Here is a 14,025-nt window from a genome sequence, read left to right as displayed (position 1 = left end):
ATTACGCTGCCGGGATCCCGTTCTGCGGGGGTGTCACGGGTTGACCGGTGAAGGGCTGCACCGCGCCGTCGCCGTCGTCGGTGGTGTACGCCTGGCCGAAGAAGACCGCCTTGCCGCCCTGGACCTTGGTCAACTGCTCACCGCCGTACCCCGAATGATCTTTGTCGGAGAAGCGCAGCGGGACCAGCCCCGGGCCCTGGAAACCGTTCTTCTTGACCGCGGCGGTGATGCCGTCCCGGGTCAGATCCTTGCCCGCGGCCTGCAGCGACTGCACGAGAAGGTACGCCGCGGACATGCCGTAGACGACGTTGTTGTCGAACTCCGCACCGGCGTTGTACTGGTCGTTGACCTTCTTGAACAGCTGGATCCAGGGGCTGGTGTCGTCGGTGTTGAGCGGCAGATAGTTCGCCGAGACGACGCCCTCCAGCAGCGGTGCCGCCGCGCCCAGCGCCTTGCCGACCGTGGCCGGGTCGGAGCCCACGTTGCTGACCACGAACTGCGGCTTGAAGCCGATCTTCGCGGCGGTGCCGATCGAGAGGGCGGTGAAGCCCGGGATCGTCGCCAGCAGGACGACCTCGCAGCCGGCCGACTTGAGCGCGCCCATCTGCGGGCCGACGTTCGGGTTGCTGGTCACGTACGTCTGCTTGGCCACGACCGCGCCCAGGATCTTCTCGATGCCGGCCAGGCTGTCCTGCCCGAAGTCGTCGTCCTGACCGAGGAAGCAGGCCTTCTTGCCGGCCAGGTTCTCCTTGACGTACGTGCCGAGGATCTTGCCCTCGACGGTGTAGTCGGGGTTGAAGCCGAACGTGCCCGGATACTTGTCCGGCTGGTTCCAGCTGCGGCTGCCACTGGCCACGAACAGGTCCGGAACCTTGTTGGTCTTCAGGAAGTCCAGCACGCCGGAGTGCGTCGGGGTGCCCAGACCGCCCATGATCGCGAAGACCTTGTCCTGCAGCACCAGCTCACGCACCACCTGCTGGGTGGTCGCCGGGTTGTAGGCGTCGTCCTTGACCTTGTAGGTGATCTTGCGGCCGTTGATCCCGCCGCCCGCGTTGACGAAGTCGAAGTAGGCCTTGGTGGCCGGCGCGATCTTGGAGTAACCCGCGGCGGCCGGCCCGGTCAGTGGCATGTGCGTGCCGAGAACGATCTCGGTGTCGGTCACGCCCGGGGTGGTTCCTCCGCTGCTGGAGGAGGTCGAGGACCCGTCGCAGGCCCCGGCGAACAAGAGGACGGCGAGGAACACCGCCGTGGTGCGTTTCATCGTTTCCTCCTGGATATCGTGGAAAATCGGATTGATGCGAGGCCGCCCGGGGCGGCAAGCATGACGACCACCAGCACCAGGCCGAAGATCACCAGGGCGAGGTTTCCCTCCAGGTGCTGCGAGCCGGAGCGTTCACCGGCGGTCTGCGCCAGCGCCGGCAGCAGGACCAGCAACAACGCGCCGCAGAGCGCGCCGGCCAGCCGGCCCAGGCCGCCGATCACGATCGCCATCACCAGGAACAGCGACAGCGTCAGGGGGAACGCCCCCGGCGAGACGCTCTGCGCGAGGAAGGCGAAGAGGGCGCCGGCCAGGCCGGCGCAGGCGGCGCTCACCACGAAGGCCAGCACCTGCGTACGGGCGACGTTCACCCCCGCGAGCCGGGCCGCGGTCTCGTCGTCGCGCACCGCGCGCAGATCCCGCCCGAACCGTCCACGCACGAGCATGGCCAGCAGGAACGTCGTGACCAGCGCGCCGCCCCAGCACAGCCACGCCTGCCACTGCTCCATCGGCAGCACCCCGGGTGGCGGGTCCAGCGCGATCGACAGGCCCATGTCGCTGCCGAGCGTCTCGTCGAACGTGCTGGTCACCGACGGGACGACGACCGCCACCGCGAGCGTGAGACCGGCCAGGTACGGGCCGCGCAGGCGAGCCGCCGCCAGCCCGATCACCACGCCCGCCAGAGTCGTGGTGATCAGGGCGGCGACGATGCTGAGCGGCATGTTCAGCCACTTGTTCTGGGCGAGCGCGAAACTGTACGCGCCCGTGGCCATCAGGGCGCCGTGCCCGAGCGACAGCTGCCCGTTCAGTCCGGTGAGGACGGTCAGGCCGGCGGTCACGGTGAAGTACGCGCCGACCGTGGCCAGCTGGTAGTTCCGGAACGGCGGCAGGACGTAGGTGAGCGCCACGACGAGCACCGCGCCGGCCACGGCGTACCAGATCGGATGCGGGTGTCTTCTGGGTTTCCGGGTGGTGGGCCGGGTCGTGGTGACCGGCCGCTTCTCCTTGATGTCCGTCATGCCAGCCTCGCCTTCGAACTGGAGAAGAGCCCGCCCGGCCGGCCCAGCAGGACCACGACCAGCAGCGCCAGCACCGCCATCGGGGCGACCGTCGCGCCCAGGTAACCGCTGACGTAGGAGAGCAGCAGCCCGACGACCAGCCCGCCGGTCACCGCGCCGATCGGGCTGTCCAGCCCACCCACCACGGCCGCCGTGAACGCCGACACGAACAGCACGTCCATGGCGTTCGGATTCAGGCCCAGCTCGGTCGGGACGACCAGCATCCCGGCGAGCGACCCGACCGCGGCGGCCAGCGCCCAGCCCAGCGTCAGCATGCCGCCGACCGGGACACCGAGCAGCCGCGACACGTCCGGGGCGAACGCCGCGGCACGCATGCGCAGGCCCACCGACGTACGCGTGAAGAGCACCGTGAGAGCGACGACCACCGCGCCCACCGCGGCGAACACGAAGACGTCGTAGCGGCTCAGCACCGCGATCCCGCCGATCTGGAACGCGTCCCGGGCGAACGGCGTCTCGACCGGCCGGAACTCGTTGCCGTAGACGATGCCGAGCACCCCCTGCACGACCAGCACCAGGCCGAGCGCGACGACCACGCCGTTGAGCGGCGACGAATGGTCGACGAAGCGCATCACCGCCTTCTCCACCGCGATGCCCAGCAGCAGCCCGAAGACGAGCGCCGCGGCGAAGCCGAGCCAGTAGGAGCCGGTCTTCTCGGTCACCGAGTACGCCACGTAGACGGCCGCGACCGCCATGGCGCCCTGCGCGAAGTTGACGATCCGCGCCGCGCGCCAGATCAGCACCAGGGCCAGCGCGAACGCGGCATAGACCGCGCCCCGGCTCAACCCGTCGAAGGTCAGGTAGATAAATCTGTCCATCGTCTGTTCCTCAGAACCCCAGGTAGGCGTGGCGCAGGTCGGCGTCGTCACGCAGATCCGCCGCGGAGTTGCGGGTCACCACACGACCCAGTGACAGGACGATCCCCTCGTCCGCGATCGCCAGCGCGCTGCGGACGTTCTGCTCGACCAGCAGCACCGCGAGGCCGGTGCGTTCACGCAGGTCGCGCAGCAGCGCCAGGATCTGCGCGGTGATCCGCGGGGCCAGGCCCAGCGACGGCTCGTCGAGCAGCAGCAGCCGGGGCCGGCCGATCAGGGCGCGGCCCAGCGCCAGCATCTGCCGCTCGCCACCGGAGAGCTGGTGCCCGGCGCTGGCACGTCGTTGTGCCAGCGCCGGGAAGAGGTCGTAGACCTCGCTCAGGGCGCGGGTCGCATCCGCGCGGTCACGCCGCCACAGGCCGCCGAGCCGCAGGTTCTCGTCCACCGTCAGCTCGGTGACGACGCCCCGGCCCTCCGGGACGTGCGCGATGCCGAGCCGCACCATCTGCTCCACCCTGACCTTGCGCAGGTCCTCCCCGTCGAACGCGATGCGCCCGCCGTCGGCCCTGACCAGCCCGGACAGGGTCCGCAGGAGTGTGGTCTTCCCGGCGCCGTTCGCCCCCAGGACCGCCACGATCTCGCCCGGCCGGACGGTCAGGCAGACGTCGTGCAGGACCGGTGCGGCGCCGTAGCCGGCGGTCAGGCCCTCGACCTCCAGCAGCGGTTTCTTCTTCCGGTACGGCTCGTCCAACCGGTCCAGCCGGCCGGTTTCGGGCGCGCTCATGCGGCGGCTCCCAGATAGGCCTCGGTCACCTTGTCGTTCGTGCTGATCTCCGCGGGGGAGCCGAGCGCGATCGGCTTGCCGAAATCGAGGACCAGGATCTGGTCGCAGACCGACATGACCAGGTCCATGTGGTGCTCGACCAGCAGAACCGTCGTCCCGATCTCCCGGATCAGTCCGGCCAGCCAGTGGATCTCGTCGGCGTCCAGGCCGCCGGCCGGCTCGTCGAGCATGAGGATCCGGGGACGGGCGGCGAGGGCGCGTGCCAGCTCGATCCGCTTACGGATCGCATACGGCAACGCGCCGGGGTGCTGGTGCGCATATTCCGCGACACCGCATCGCTCCAGGGTCGCGAGGGCGTCCTGTTGGGACAGTCTCTCGCGGCCGGCTCGCCACCCGCGGCCCGCCGGCCGGTCGGTCTCGCGGCCGTCTTGTCCGCTGGCTTTCCCGCCGTCGTGCCCGGCGGCTTTGCCGGCGTCGTGCCCGGCGTCTTGTCCCCGGCGGTGGTGGCCGCGGGCGCCGACCTGCACGTTCTCCAGGACGGTGAGGCCGCTGAACTGGCCGACCCCCTGCAGCGTGCGGGCGATGCCGAGCCGGTTCAGGTGGTGCGGGCGGGGCCGCCACGGCTTGCCGTCCAGGCTGATCTCACCGGACGTCGGGGTGACGAACCCGCAGATGACGTTGAAGAGCGTGGTCTTGCCGGCGCCGTTCGGCCCGATCACCCCGACGATGTGCCCCGCGGGCACCCGCAGGGAGACGTCGTCGAGAGCGGTCAGCCCGCCGAAGCGAACCGTTATGTGGTCGAGCGAGAGCTCATGAGCAGGGGTTTCCGTCGGCATGGCCACCTCATGCATCCATTGTGGAGCGTGATGGTCAACTATTTACACTAGGAGTGTAACTTTCCGATCCGGCTCGTCAACTACTTGCAACATCCCCGTTACCTGACGCGACCGTTATGTTCGATATCCGGCCGTGAACAGCGAAAACTTCCGGTCGGTCGCCGTTGTCCGGAGCGGATACCCTGCGGTCAGTCCATCGACGAGGAGTCCGATGAGCGCGCAGCCGCCCCGCCCCGGCCCGGACGACCCCCACTTCCCGGGCCTGACACCACCGGCCGACCCGTGGTCCGGCGCGCCGCTGTCCACGCCGGACCCGCTGTTCCCGACGTCGCCGCACCCCGCCGCCGACCCGCTGGCCCAGCCCGAGCCGTTGCCCGCCTCGCCGCCGCCCGCCTTCGGACCGCCCGCTTCGCCTTTGCCTCCGTCGGGACCGCCCGCTTCGCCGTCGTCCGCCTGGTCCACGCCCGCCTCGTCGTTGCCCGCTGAGCCGGGGCCGCCGGTCGCCCCGCTGCCGAGCCCGTATGGGCCGACCGCACCGCAACAGCCGTGGTATCCGCCCACGTCGGCGATGCCGGAGCAGTTGGGCTTTCCGCCACCGGCCTACCCCGCGCAGGCTCCGGTCCATTCCTGGTCGCCGGCCGACCGCCCGCCGCCCGCCTACCCGTCGCAGCCGCTCAACGCCGTCCCGTCGCTCTACCCCCAGCCGGTCGACGCCGTCCCGTCGCCCCACTCGCAGGCGCCCTACTACTCCCCGCCGCCCTACGCCGCGGGTCCGGTCCGCTCACTGCGGATCCCGGCCCGCCTGGCCATCGGCGGCCTGGCCGTGACCACCGTCCTGTCCCTGCTCGTGCAGGCCGTGGCGTATTCCTACAGCACCTCGCTCGCCGGTGACCGCATCGACTGGCTGGCCGCGGCCGCCTTCATCGCTTACGGCGTCGCCTTCCTCTTCACCGCCGTCGTGTTCCTGGTCTGGCTCCACCGGGCGTCGACCAACCTCTGGAACACCGGTCACGCGATGAAGTGGCGCCCGGGCTGGACCGTCGGCGCCTGGTTCATCCCACTGGCCAATCTGGTCCTCCCGCTGCTCGTCATCCGCGAGGTGGACCGCAGCGCCCGTGACCACGGCTCCGGCCTCTTCGCCCTCTGGGCCGTGGCGTGGACGCTCGACCTCCTCCTGGAGCGCACGTCCAGGGTCCTCGCCCCCTACGCCGGCGTCGGCCTCCTCTCCGCGATCACCCTGCCGGTGGCCGGAGTCGCCGCGGCCCTCCTGGTCCGCCGGATCACTGCCGACCACGACCGATTTACCCAGCTCCGCTGACCATCGACCGCCGCCGCACCGCCTTACGCCACCCCGCGCGGCCGGAACTGAACGCTCACCCGCGGCCCCACCGCCCGAGCCGTCTTCGGCACCGCGTGCTCCCAGGTGCGCTGGCAGCTCCCGCCCATCACGATCAGGTCGCCGTGCCCCAGCGGGAACCGCAATGTCTCGTGCTCCCCGGCCCGCGGCCGCAGCAGCAGATTCCGTGGTGACCCCACCGAGACGATCGCCACCATCGTGTCCTCGGTCGCCGACCGCCCGATCGTGTCGCCGTGCCAGGCCACGCTGTCCCGCCCGTCCCGGTAGAGACACATCCCGGCGGTCGCGAACTTCTCACCGAGCTCAGCGGCGTAGTGCTCGTTCAGCGCCGCCAGGGCCTCGGTCAGCGCCGGATGCGGCAGCCGCTCTCCCTCACGGAACCACCGCAGCAGCCGCGGCACGTCGACCACGCCGTCATACATCTGCCGCCGCTCGGCCCGCCAGTCGATGCCGAGCAGCGTCTCGAAGACCTCGTCGGACCCGTGCAGCCACCCGGGCAGCACGTCGACCCACGCCCCGGCGGTGAGGTGATGCCGGGTCGCCCCGGCCAGTGGCTCGAGGGTCGGGCCGCTCGCCGTCATCAGGTCGAGCATCGAAGGCTGATAGGCACTGCTCATGCAGCGATATTAGTACTGATGTTCGGCTCCTCGGGCACGCCTGTGGACAACTTCGGCCGCAGCATCGATGCGGCCACGATCGCCGCCGCCACCCCGCCGACGACGCCGAGCCAGGAGGTCGTGGCGATCGCGTCGACGAAGGAGGCCTTCGCGACCAGCGCGAGCGACGGATCCCCGATCCGCAGCGCCTCCCCGATCGAGTCGCGTGCCGCGGCCGGCGCGTCCGGTGGCATCGCCGCCCGGTAGGCGGTGGTCAGCACGCTGCCGAGGACCGCGACGGACAGCGCAGTCCCGATCTGCTGCACCGTGTCGTTGACCGCCGACCCGACGCCGGCCCGCTCCTTGGGCAGCGCCCCGAGCAGCGTCCCGACCGCGGCCGGTGTCGCCGTGCCGCTGCCGGCCCCGATGACGACCAGCGCGATCGCCAGTTTCAGATAGCCGTCGGCCGGCCCGAGCGACGCCAGCACCCCGAACCCGGCGCCCATCAGCAGCAGGCCGAGCGCGAGGGCGACCCGGGTGCCGAGCCGCTTGTCTATCACCACGCCGATCCCGTTGAACACCAGCCCGCTGACGATCATCGGCACGAACGCGAAACCGGCCCGGAGCGGCTCGAAGCCGAGGACGAACTGCACATACTGCGTCAGGGCGAGCAGCACTCCGCCCGCCGAGAACGACAGCAGCACGATGGAGAGGCTGGCCCCGGCGAAGTTGCGGTTGCGGAAGAGCGAGAGCGGCAGCATCGGCTCCTCGGTGCGCCGCTCCCAGAGCCCGAAGGCGACCAGCGCGACCGCGGCGACCGCGAACCCGCCCAGCGTCCGCACCGAGCCCCAGCCCTCCTTCGGCGCCGAGATTACGCCCCAGACCAGGGCGGTCATGCCGATCGTCGAGGTCAGCGCTCCGATCACGTCGGGCCGGCTCGCGGGGCCTCGCGACTCCGGGATGATGACGATGGCGGCGAGGACGCCGAGCGCGGCGATCGGGATGTTCATCAGGAAGACCGAGCCCCACCAGAAGTGCTCCAGCAGCAGCCCGCCGAGGCTGGGCCCGCCGAGCGCGCCGAGCATCAGCACCGAGCCCCAGATCGCGATCGCCTTCTTCCGCTCCTCGTCGTCGAAGACGGTGGTGAGGATCGAGAGTGTGCCGGGCATCAGGAACGCCGCGCCGACACCCATCAGCGCGCGGGTTGCGATCAGCTGACCGGAGGTCTGGCACATCGTGGCCAGCAGGGAAGCGCCGCCGAAGATGATCAGACCGATCACCAGGCCGCGGCGGCGCCCGTGCCGATCGGAGAGACTGCCGGCGGTGAGCAGCAGACCGGCGAACACCAGGATGTACGCGTCGATGATCCACTGGATGTCGGCGGTGCTCGCGCCGAGATCACGGATCAGGGCCGGGATCGCGATGTTCAGCACCATGTTGTCGACGACGACCACGAGCATCGCCAGGCACAGCACGCCGAGGATCAGCCAACGTCGAGGATCACGCTCAGGCATGGAGGACTTCTCTGGCATGGACGACTTCTCTAGCATGGATCACCTTCTCTCGTACGGCGTTCGAGGGCTCGTACAACGTACCAGACCCTCGAACACCGTACGAGGGAAGTTAGGATCTGAGCATGGCCGAAGTGAACTCGGTGTGGGCGCGTCCGCCCCGCGCCACCCGCGGTGACCAGCCCACCCTCAGTCGTGAGCAGATCGTGCGCGCCGCGATCGAGCTGCTGGACGCGGAGGGCGCCGCCGGGCTGAGCATGCGCCGTCTGGGCACCAGGCTGGGCTCCGGCACGACCTCGGTGTACTGGTATGTGGCGAACAAGGACGAGCTGCTCGAGCTCGCCGTCGACGAGGTGCTCGGCGAGATCTACGTGCCCGAGCCGGGCGACACCGACTGGCGGGTCGGCGCGTCGATCCTGGCCAACGGCATACGCGCGGCCCTGTTGCGGCACCCGTGGGTGCTCGGCCAGCTCGGCGCCCGTCCCACTCTGGGGCCGAACGCGATGCGGATGGGGAACCGGACCGTCGCGCTGCTCACCGCCGCCGGTTTCACGGGCGTCGAGGTGTCGTACGCGGGATCACTCCTGCATGCCCACGCGCTCGGCGCCGCGACGACCGAGTCCGCCCTGGCCGCTGCCGCGACGCGCAGCGGCCTGAGTTTCAGCGAGTTCGCCGAGCAGATCGAGCCGCTGGTCGAGCGGGTCGCGGGGGAGTATCCGCACTACGACAGGTGGCGCCGCCTCAACGGTGTCGCCGGCCCCGATCCCGATCACGTGATGGAGCAGGCGTTCGCCTTCGGCCTGGAGCGCCTGCTCGACGGCCTGTCCCTCTGGCTCGGCCAGAAATCGGAAAACCCACGAGCCGCCTGATCGCGTACGTCATGAGCCCGCCCGCCGAGCGCTGAGCACGACCAGATATCGGCAGGTCTCCGCGCCCGGGTTGTGGTATTCGCCCGGCGCCGGAGCCCCCAGCTCCAGGCAGTCCCCGGTCGCCAGCTCGTGCACGACGTCGCCCTCGCGGAACCGCAACCGCCCGCCGAGCACATAGATCTGGTGCCTGGCCAGCGCATACGAGTCCGCGGGGTAGGCCACCGACGCCCCCGGCGGCAGCTCCACCTCGACGAGCTGCGCCGGCCCGCCCGCGGGGGAGACCGACCGTCGCCGGTAGCCGGTCTCCGGGTCCACCCACACCGGCTGGTCGGCGCGCCGTGCCAGTCGCCGGGACTCCTTCTCGGTGCGGGCGAACAACTCCGACAGCGTCAGCCCCAGCGCCGCCACCAGCCGTCCCAGCAGCGCCGCGGTCGGCTGAGCCTCGCCCCGCTCGATCTTCGCGATCATCGCCCGGGACACTCCGGACCGCTCGGCCAGCGCGTTGACGGTGAGCCCCCGCTCGCCGCGCACCTCGCGCAGCGTCGCAGCCAGCTCGTCAGTGAGTTCGTCCGCCATGAATGACACTATAGTAGAAGTCTCTGGTTACTATGGTGCGCATGCCGCTGCTGATCCGGGACGCCACCGCTGACGACGCGAAGGCCTGCGCCGCCATCTACGAGCCCTACGTGCTGGACACCGCAATCACGTTCGAGACCGAGCCACCCGCCGCGGCCGAGATGGCTGCCCGGATCGCCGAGGCCGCCGCGACCCACGCCTGGCTGGTCGCCGAGGACGCCGGCGTCGTCATCGGTTACGCCTACGCCCGCCCGTTCGCCGCCCGGGCCGCCTACCGCTGGTCCTGCGAGGTCAGCGTCTACCTGCGGACGGGTCGCCGGCGCACCGGCGCGGGCCGTGCCCTCTACGAGGTTCTGCTCCCGCGCCTGGCCACCCGCGGCTATCGGGTGGCGGTCGCGAAGACCACGCTCCCGAACGACGCCGCCATGGGACTGCACAGCGCCTTCGGCTTCGAACCCGTCGGAACCCACCGCCGCATCGGCTGGAAACACGACGCCTGGCACGACGTGGCCATCACCCAGCTCTTCCTCACGCCGGAGATCACCGCACCCGCCGGCCCGCACTGACCCGTTCACCGCTCAGTCGGTGGCGAGACGGGCGTGCAGGTGCATGTCGTGCCAGCCGTCCGCGTGCCGCGCCTCGGAGCGCTTCACCCCCTCGACCCGATAACCCGCCTGCTCGGCGACGCGACAGGACGCCTGGTTCGCCGTCGAGTGGCTCAGCTCCAGGCGGTGCAACCCCAGCTGCCCGAACGCCCAGGAGGTCAGCGCCGCCAGGGCCCGCGGAGCGATCCGCCGGCCGCGGAACTCGGGCAGCACCCAGTAGGAGATCGCGGCCAGCCCTTCCCCGAGATCGACCCGCCGCAGGCCGACCTGACCGGCCACCGTGCCGTCCCCGACGCCGACCTGTCGCAGGCCCGCTTGACCGGTCACCGCGCCGTCCTGTCGCAGGCCCGCTTGACCGGTCACCGTGCCGTCCTGTTCCAGGCTGGTCCGACCGGCCATCACGCCGTCCATGATCGCCCAGCTCGCGCCGGTCTCCTCGTGCCAGTGCCGGGACCAGACGGCGATCCAGGCCGCAGCCTCGTCGTCGGTCATGGTGTGGCAGTGCCACCGCTGGATCGCCGGGTCGGCGTAACCCGTGACGACCGCCGCGCGGTCGGACTCCTGCCAGGGCCGCAACAGCAGCCCGTCGCCCGGGATGCTCGGCTGGGCCGAGGCGGACAGCTTTCCGGCGGGGAGGGCGGGTGCGACAAGCGATGGCATGCGAGAACTCTAGGCCGTCGGTCAGGGCGCCGATCGGTTATCCACAGTGGCGGGTTGTCCACAGGCCGCCTCGCGGCGGCCGGCCGTTTCCGGCAGGATGGCTCGAGGTGGGGGACCCCCAGGGAGGGTGGGCCCTGCGCTGAGGGGCGGGCCGGGCTCCACCCCTCGTACCAGGGGAAATGCTCTCAAGACGGCGACCGCGGTGGCGTCTCCGGCTCCGGGTGGTGGTAGGAGACGCGTTCGATCGGAAGCGGGAACTCCATGTCCTCGCCGAAGGGCGACGGCCCGCCCTGGGTGGTCGCGGCGAGTTCGGCGATCTCGAGGCGGCCGTCCGGCCCGACCGGTGGCCCTTCGGGGAGGCGTGCGCTGGTGTAGGTCATGCCGGCGCCGACGCCGGAGACTCCCTCGCTGGTCGACGGCGCCATGTTCTCCGGCTGTTCGAGCTGGTCCCGGCGGAAGATCTTGCGGCCGAGGCGGACCAGCGGGTCGTATCGACGGTCCACGACGCGCTCCTTCATCGGGATGATCGCGTTGTCGGTGATCTTGATGTGTTCCGGGCAGACCTCGGTGCAGCACTTGGTGATGTTGCAGAAGCCGAGGCCCTGGCTCTGCTGGGCGTGCTGCTTACGGTCGGTGCGATCGTCCAGCGGGTGCATGTCGAGCTCGGCCGCGCGGATGAAGAACCGCGGCCCGGAGAACGACTCCTTGTTCTCCTCGTGGTCGCGGACCACGTGGCAGGTGTTCTGGCAGAGGTAGCACTCGATGCACTTGCGGAACTCCTGGCTGCGCTCGACGTCGACCTGCTGCATCCGGTACTGCCCGGGGGCGACGCCGGCCGGCGGGGCGAAGGCGGGGGTCTCGCGCGCCTTCTCGTAGTTGAAGGAGACGTCGGTGACCAGGTCGCGGATCACCGGGAAGGTCCGCAGCGGGGTGACCGTGATCGTCTCCTGCTCGGTGAACGTGGACATCCGGGTCATGCAGCCCAGCCGGGGCATGCCGTTGATCTCCATCGAGCAGGAGCCGCATTTGCCGGCTTTGCAGTTCCACCGGCAGGCCAGGTCGGGCGCCTGGGTGGCCTGCAGCCGGTGGATGATGTCGAGCACGACCTCGCCGTCGTTCACCTCGACGTCGAAGTCCTCCAGGTCGCCGCCGGACGAGTCGCCCCGCCAGACGCGGAAGTGTCGGTTCACTCTTCCCCCAGCTCCTCGTCGGTCATGTATTTGGACAGCTCACTGCGGTCGAAGAGGTCGAGCAGCTCGGGCCGCATGGCCGGCACCGGCTTGCGTTCCAGGTGCACCGCGCCGGTCTCGTCGAGCGAGCAGACGAGGTTGATCCGCCGCCACTGCGGGCTCATCCCCGGGAAGTCCTCCCGGGTGTGGCCGCCGCGCGACTCCTCGCGTTCCAGCGCGGCCTTCGCGGTGCACTCCGAGACGACCAGCATGTTGCGCAGGTCGAGGGCGAGGTGCCAGCCGGGGTTGTAGCGCCGGCCACCGCCGCCGGCCGCGACGTTCGCCACGCGCAGCCGCAGCTCGTGGAGACGTTTGAGCGCGTCGGTCAGTTCGCCCTCGCGCCGGATGATGCCGACCAGGTCCCCCATCACGGCCTGAAGATCCTGCTGCAGCGTGTACGGGTTCTCGCCCCCGCTGCGGGTGAGTGGCGCGAGCGCGACCTCGGCCGCCGCGGCCACGTCCACCCGGTCCGGCTTGGGGCGCTTGCCGAGCGTGTCCACGTACGCCGCGGCGTGCTCCCCGGCGCGCTTGCCGAAGACGAGCAGGTCGGAGAGGGAATTGCCGCCGAGCCGGTTCGAGCCGTGCATGCCGCCGGACACCTCGCCGGCCGCGAACAGCCCGAGCACCGTGCCGAACGCGGCGCCGGAGTCCGGGTCGACCTCGACGCCGCCCATCACGTAGTGGCAGGTCGGGCCGACCTCCATCGGCTCCTTGGTGATGTCGACGTCGGCGAGCTCCTTGAACTGGTGGTGCATCGACGGCAGCCGCCGGACGATCTGCTCGGCCGGCAGGCGGCTGGCGATGTCCAGGAAGACGCCGCCGGCCGGGCTGCCACGACCGGCTTTGACCTCGCTGTTGATGGCCCGGGCCACCTCGTCGCGGGGCAGCAGCTCGGGCGGGCGGCGGTTGTTGTCCGGGTCGTCGTACCAGCGGTCGGCCTCCTCCTCGGTCTCCGCGTACTGCTTGCGGAAGACGTCGGGGACGTAGTCGAACATGAACCGCTTCTGCTCGGAGTTGCGCAGCACGCCACCGTCGCCCCGGACCGACTCGGTGACCAGGATGCCTTTCACACTGGGCGGCCAGACCATGCCGGTCGGATGGAACTGCAGGAACTCCATGTTGATCAGCGTGGCGCCGGCGCGCAGGGCCAGCGCGTGGCCGTCGCCCGTGTACTCCCAGGAGTTCGAGGTGACCTTGTAGCTGCGCCCGACGCCACCGGTGGCGAGCACCACCGCGGGCGCCTCGAAGAGCAGGAACTCGCCGGAGTCGCGGTAGTAGCCGAAGGCACCGGCGATCCGGTCACCGTCGAGCAGCAGCTCGGTGATCGTGGTCTCCTGGAAGACCCGGATCCGCGAGTCGTAGCTCCCGGTCTCGGCGAAGTCCTCCTGCTGCAGGGAGACGATCTTCTGCTGGAGGGTACGGATCAACTCCAGCCCCGTGCGGTCGCCGACGTGAGCCAGGCGCGGGTACTCGTGGCCGCCGAAGTTGCGCTGCGAGATCCTGCCGTCCTTCGTCCGGTCGAACAACGCCCCGTACGTCTCCAGCTCCCAGATGCGTTCCGGGGCCTCCTTGGCGTGCAGCTCCGCCATCCGGAAGTTGTTGAGGAACTTCCCGCCGCGCATGGTGTCCCGGAAGTGGACCATCCAGTTGTCGCGCGAGTTCACGTTCCCCATCGCGGCCGCGGCGCCACCCTCGGCCATCACCGTGTGCGCCTTGCCGAACAGGGACTTGGAGATGATCGCGGTGCGCTTGCCGGCCAGCCGTGCCTCGATCGCCGCGCGCAGCCCGGCCCCGCCCGCGCCGATCACCACGACGTCGTACAGGTGCCGCTCGGTAGTGGTCGTCATCGTCGC

The 14,025-nt window shown here is 70.5% G+C and carries 14 protein-coding genes; 3 read left to right on the top strand and 11 right to left on the bottom strand.

The genetic code is table 11. The annotated features are described in order from the left end of the window. Position 1: 1 nt before the first annotated feature. The 5 genes from Acy02nite_RS20550 to Acy02nite_RS20530 are packed head-to-tail and all read right to left on the bottom strand — an operon-like array spanning position 2 to position 4,769. Positions 2 to 1,261: an ABC transporter substrate-binding protein gene (locus tag Acy02nite_RS20550; RefSeq protein WP_203742858.1), complete on the bottom strand. Its 1,260-nt coding sequence runs from the start codon at positions 1,259 to 1,261 to the stop codon at positions 2 to 4. After that, positions 1,258 to 2,277 (bottom strand): branched-chain amino acid ABC transporter permease, encoded by a 1,020-nt coding sequence (locus Acy02nite_RS20545; RefSeq protein WP_203742856.1) that lies wholly within the window; start codon positions 2,275 to 2,277, stop codon positions 1,258 to 1,260. Before Acy02nite_RS20545 ends, Acy02nite_RS20550 begins: the two co-directional genes overlap by 4 nt. Continuing rightward, complete coding sequence (locus Acy02nite_RS20540) at positions 2,274 to 3,152, bottom strand: branched-chain amino acid ABC transporter permease (RefSeq protein WP_203742854.1); 879 nt, start codon at positions 3,150 to 3,152, stop codon at positions 2,274 to 2,276. The genes Acy02nite_RS20545 and Acy02nite_RS20540 overlap by 4 nt, the downstream gene beginning before the upstream one ends. A 10-nt stretch (positions 3,153 to 3,162) precedes the next feature. Beyond that, positions 3,163 to 3,933 (bottom strand): ABC transporter ATP-binding protein, encoded by a 771-nt coding sequence (locus Acy02nite_RS20535; protein WP_203742852.1) that lies wholly within the window; start codon positions 3,931 to 3,933, stop codon positions 3,163 to 3,165. Next, on the bottom strand, positions 3,930 to 4,769 hold the full coding sequence (locus tag Acy02nite_RS20530) for an ABC transporter ATP-binding protein (RefSeq protein WP_203742850.1): 840 nt from the start codon (positions 4,767 to 4,769) through the stop codon (positions 3,930 to 3,932). Before Acy02nite_RS20530 ends, Acy02nite_RS20535 begins: the two co-directional genes overlap by 4 nt. Positions 4,770 to 4,980: 211 nt before the next feature. On the opposite strand from Acy02nite_RS20530, the gene Acy02nite_RS20525 reads away from it, so the two are divergent. Continuing rightward, on the top strand, positions 4,981 to 6,087 hold the full coding sequence (locus Acy02nite_RS20525; RefSeq protein ID WP_203742848.1) for a DUF4328 domain-containing protein: 1,107 nt from the start codon (positions 4,981 to 4,983) through the stop codon (positions 6,085 to 6,087). 23 nt (positions 6,088 to 6,110) lie between these two features. On the opposite strand, the gene Acy02nite_RS20520 is transcribed toward Acy02nite_RS20525, so the two are convergent. Together Acy02nite_RS20520 and Acy02nite_RS20515 are read right to left on the bottom strand one after the other, a co-directional pair. Beyond that, positions 6,111 to 6,743, bottom strand: coding sequence for an alpha-ketoglutarate-dependent dioxygenase AlkB (locus tag Acy02nite_RS20520; protein ID WP_203742847.1), 633 nt, complete (start codon positions 6,741 to 6,743; stop codon positions 6,111 to 6,113). Further along, positions 6,740 to 8,236, bottom strand: coding sequence for an MFS transporter (locus Acy02nite_RS20515; RefSeq protein ID WP_203742846.1), 1,497 nt, complete (start codon positions 8,234 to 8,236; stop codon positions 6,740 to 6,742). Before Acy02nite_RS20515 ends, Acy02nite_RS20520 begins: the two co-directional genes overlap by 4 nt. Before the next feature lie 122 nt (positions 8,237 to 8,358). Between Acy02nite_RS20515 and Acy02nite_RS20510 the strand changes: the two genes are divergently transcribed. Further along, positions 8,359 to 9,102 carry a TetR/AcrR family transcriptional regulator gene (locus tag Acy02nite_RS20510; protein ID WP_203742845.1) on the top strand — a complete coding sequence of 248 codons (744 nt, stop codon included), beginning with the start codon at positions 8,359 to 8,361 and terminating at the stop codon, positions 9,100 to 9,102. A gap of 9 nt (positions 9,103 to 9,111) precedes the next feature. Here Acy02nite_RS20510 and Acy02nite_RS20505 read toward each other — a convergent pair whose 3' ends face one another. Continuing rightward, complete coding sequence (locus Acy02nite_RS20505; protein ID WP_203742844.1) at positions 9,112 to 9,678, bottom strand: helix-turn-helix domain-containing protein; 567 nt, start codon at positions 9,676 to 9,678, stop codon at positions 9,112 to 9,114. 41 nt (positions 9,679 to 9,719) lie between these two features. Here Acy02nite_RS20505 and Acy02nite_RS20500 point away from each other — a divergent pair, with 41 nt between their 5' ends. Continuing rightward, entirely contained in the window at positions 9,720 to 10,244 is a 525-nt protein-coding gene (locus Acy02nite_RS20500; RefSeq protein WP_203742842.1) for a GNAT family N-acetyltransferase, read from the top strand. A 12-nt stretch (positions 10,245 to 10,256) separates the two neighbouring features. Here the strand turns inward: Acy02nite_RS20500 and Acy02nite_RS20495 are convergent, their stop codons facing one another. The 3 genes from Acy02nite_RS20495 to Acy02nite_RS20485 form a co-directional block, all read right to left on the bottom strand. Further along, positions 10,257 to 10,943 carry a GNAT family N-acetyltransferase gene (locus Acy02nite_RS20495; protein WP_203742840.1) on the bottom strand — a complete coding sequence of 229 codons (687 nt, stop codon included), beginning with the start codon at positions 10,941 to 10,943 and terminating at the stop codon, positions 10,257 to 10,259. 185 nt (positions 10,944 to 11,128) lie between these two features. Further along, the gene (locus tag Acy02nite_RS20490) at positions 11,129 to 12,133 is read right to left on the bottom strand and encodes a succinate dehydrogenase/fumarate reductase iron-sulfur subunit (RefSeq protein ID WP_203742838.1); all 1,005 of its coding nucleotides are present in this window, start codon (positions 12,131 to 12,133) and stop codon (positions 11,129 to 11,131) included. Continuing rightward, positions 12,130 to 14,019 (bottom strand): fumarate reductase/succinate dehydrogenase flavoprotein subunit, encoded by a 1,890-nt coding sequence (locus Acy02nite_RS20485; protein WP_203742836.1) that lies wholly within the window; start codon positions 14,017 to 14,019, stop codon positions 12,130 to 12,132. The genes Acy02nite_RS20490 and Acy02nite_RS20485 overlap by 4 nt, the downstream gene beginning before the upstream one ends. Between the last annotated feature and the right edge of the window lie 6 nt (positions 14,020 to 14,025).

The organism is Actinoplanes cyaneus (assembly GCF_016862095.1).
In the GTDB taxonomy this organism is placed as follows: Bacteria; Actinomycetota; Actinomycetes; order Mycobacteriales; family Micromonosporaceae; genus Actinoplanes; species Actinoplanes cyaneus.
Note: the sequence above shows the minus strand (reverse complement) of the source record. Positions and strands in the feature narration are given on the sequence as shown.

Coding starts and splice junctions, on each gene's coding strand:
- Acy02nite_RS20550 (WP_203742858.1), bottom strand. CDS start 1,261: ATGAAACGCACCACGGCGGTGTTCCTCGCCGTCCTCTTGTTCGCCGGG.
- Acy02nite_RS20545 (WP_203742856.1), bottom strand. CDS start 2,277: ATGACGGACATCAAGGAGAAGCGGCCGGTCACCACGACCCGGCCCACC.
- Acy02nite_RS20540 (WP_203742854.1), bottom strand. CDS start 3,152: ATGGACAGATTTATCTACCTGACCTTCGACGGGTTGAGCCGGGGCGCG.
- Acy02nite_RS20535 (WP_203742852.1), bottom strand. CDS start 3,933: ATGAGCGCGCCCGAAACCGGCCGGCTGGACCGGTTGGACGAGCCGTAC.
- Acy02nite_RS20530 (WP_203742850.1), bottom strand. CDS start 4,769: ATGCCGACGGAAACCCCTGCTCATGAGCTCTCGCTCGACCACATAACG.
- Acy02nite_RS20525 (WP_203742848.1), top strand. CDS start 4,981: ATGAGCGCGCAGCCGCCCCGCCCCGGCCCGGACGACCCCCACTTCCCG.
- Acy02nite_RS20520 (WP_203742847.1), bottom strand. CDS start 6,743: ATGAGCAGTGCCTATCAGCCTTCGATGCTCGACCTGATGACGGCGAGC.
- Acy02nite_RS20515 (WP_203742846.1), bottom strand. CDS start 8,236: ATGCCTGAGCGTGATCCTCGACGTTGGCTGATCCTCGGCGTGCTGTGC.
- Acy02nite_RS20510 (WP_203742845.1), top strand. CDS start 8,359: ATGGCCGAAGTGAACTCGGTGTGGGCGCGTCCGCCCCGCGCCACCCGC.
- Acy02nite_RS20505 (WP_203742844.1), bottom strand. CDS start 9,678: ATGGCGGACGAACTCACTGACGAGCTGGCTGCGACGCTGCGCGAGGTG.
- Acy02nite_RS20500 (WP_203742842.1), top strand. CDS start 9,720: ATGCCGCTGCTGATCCGGGACGCCACCGCTGACGACGCGAAGGCCTGC.
- Acy02nite_RS20495 (WP_203742840.1), bottom strand. CDS start 10,943: ATGCCATCGCTTGTCGCACCCGCCCTCCCCGCCGGAAAGCTGTCCGCC.
- Acy02nite_RS20485 (WP_203742836.1), bottom strand. CDS start 14,019: ATGACGACCACTACCGAGCGGCACCTGTACGACGTCGTGGTGATCGGC.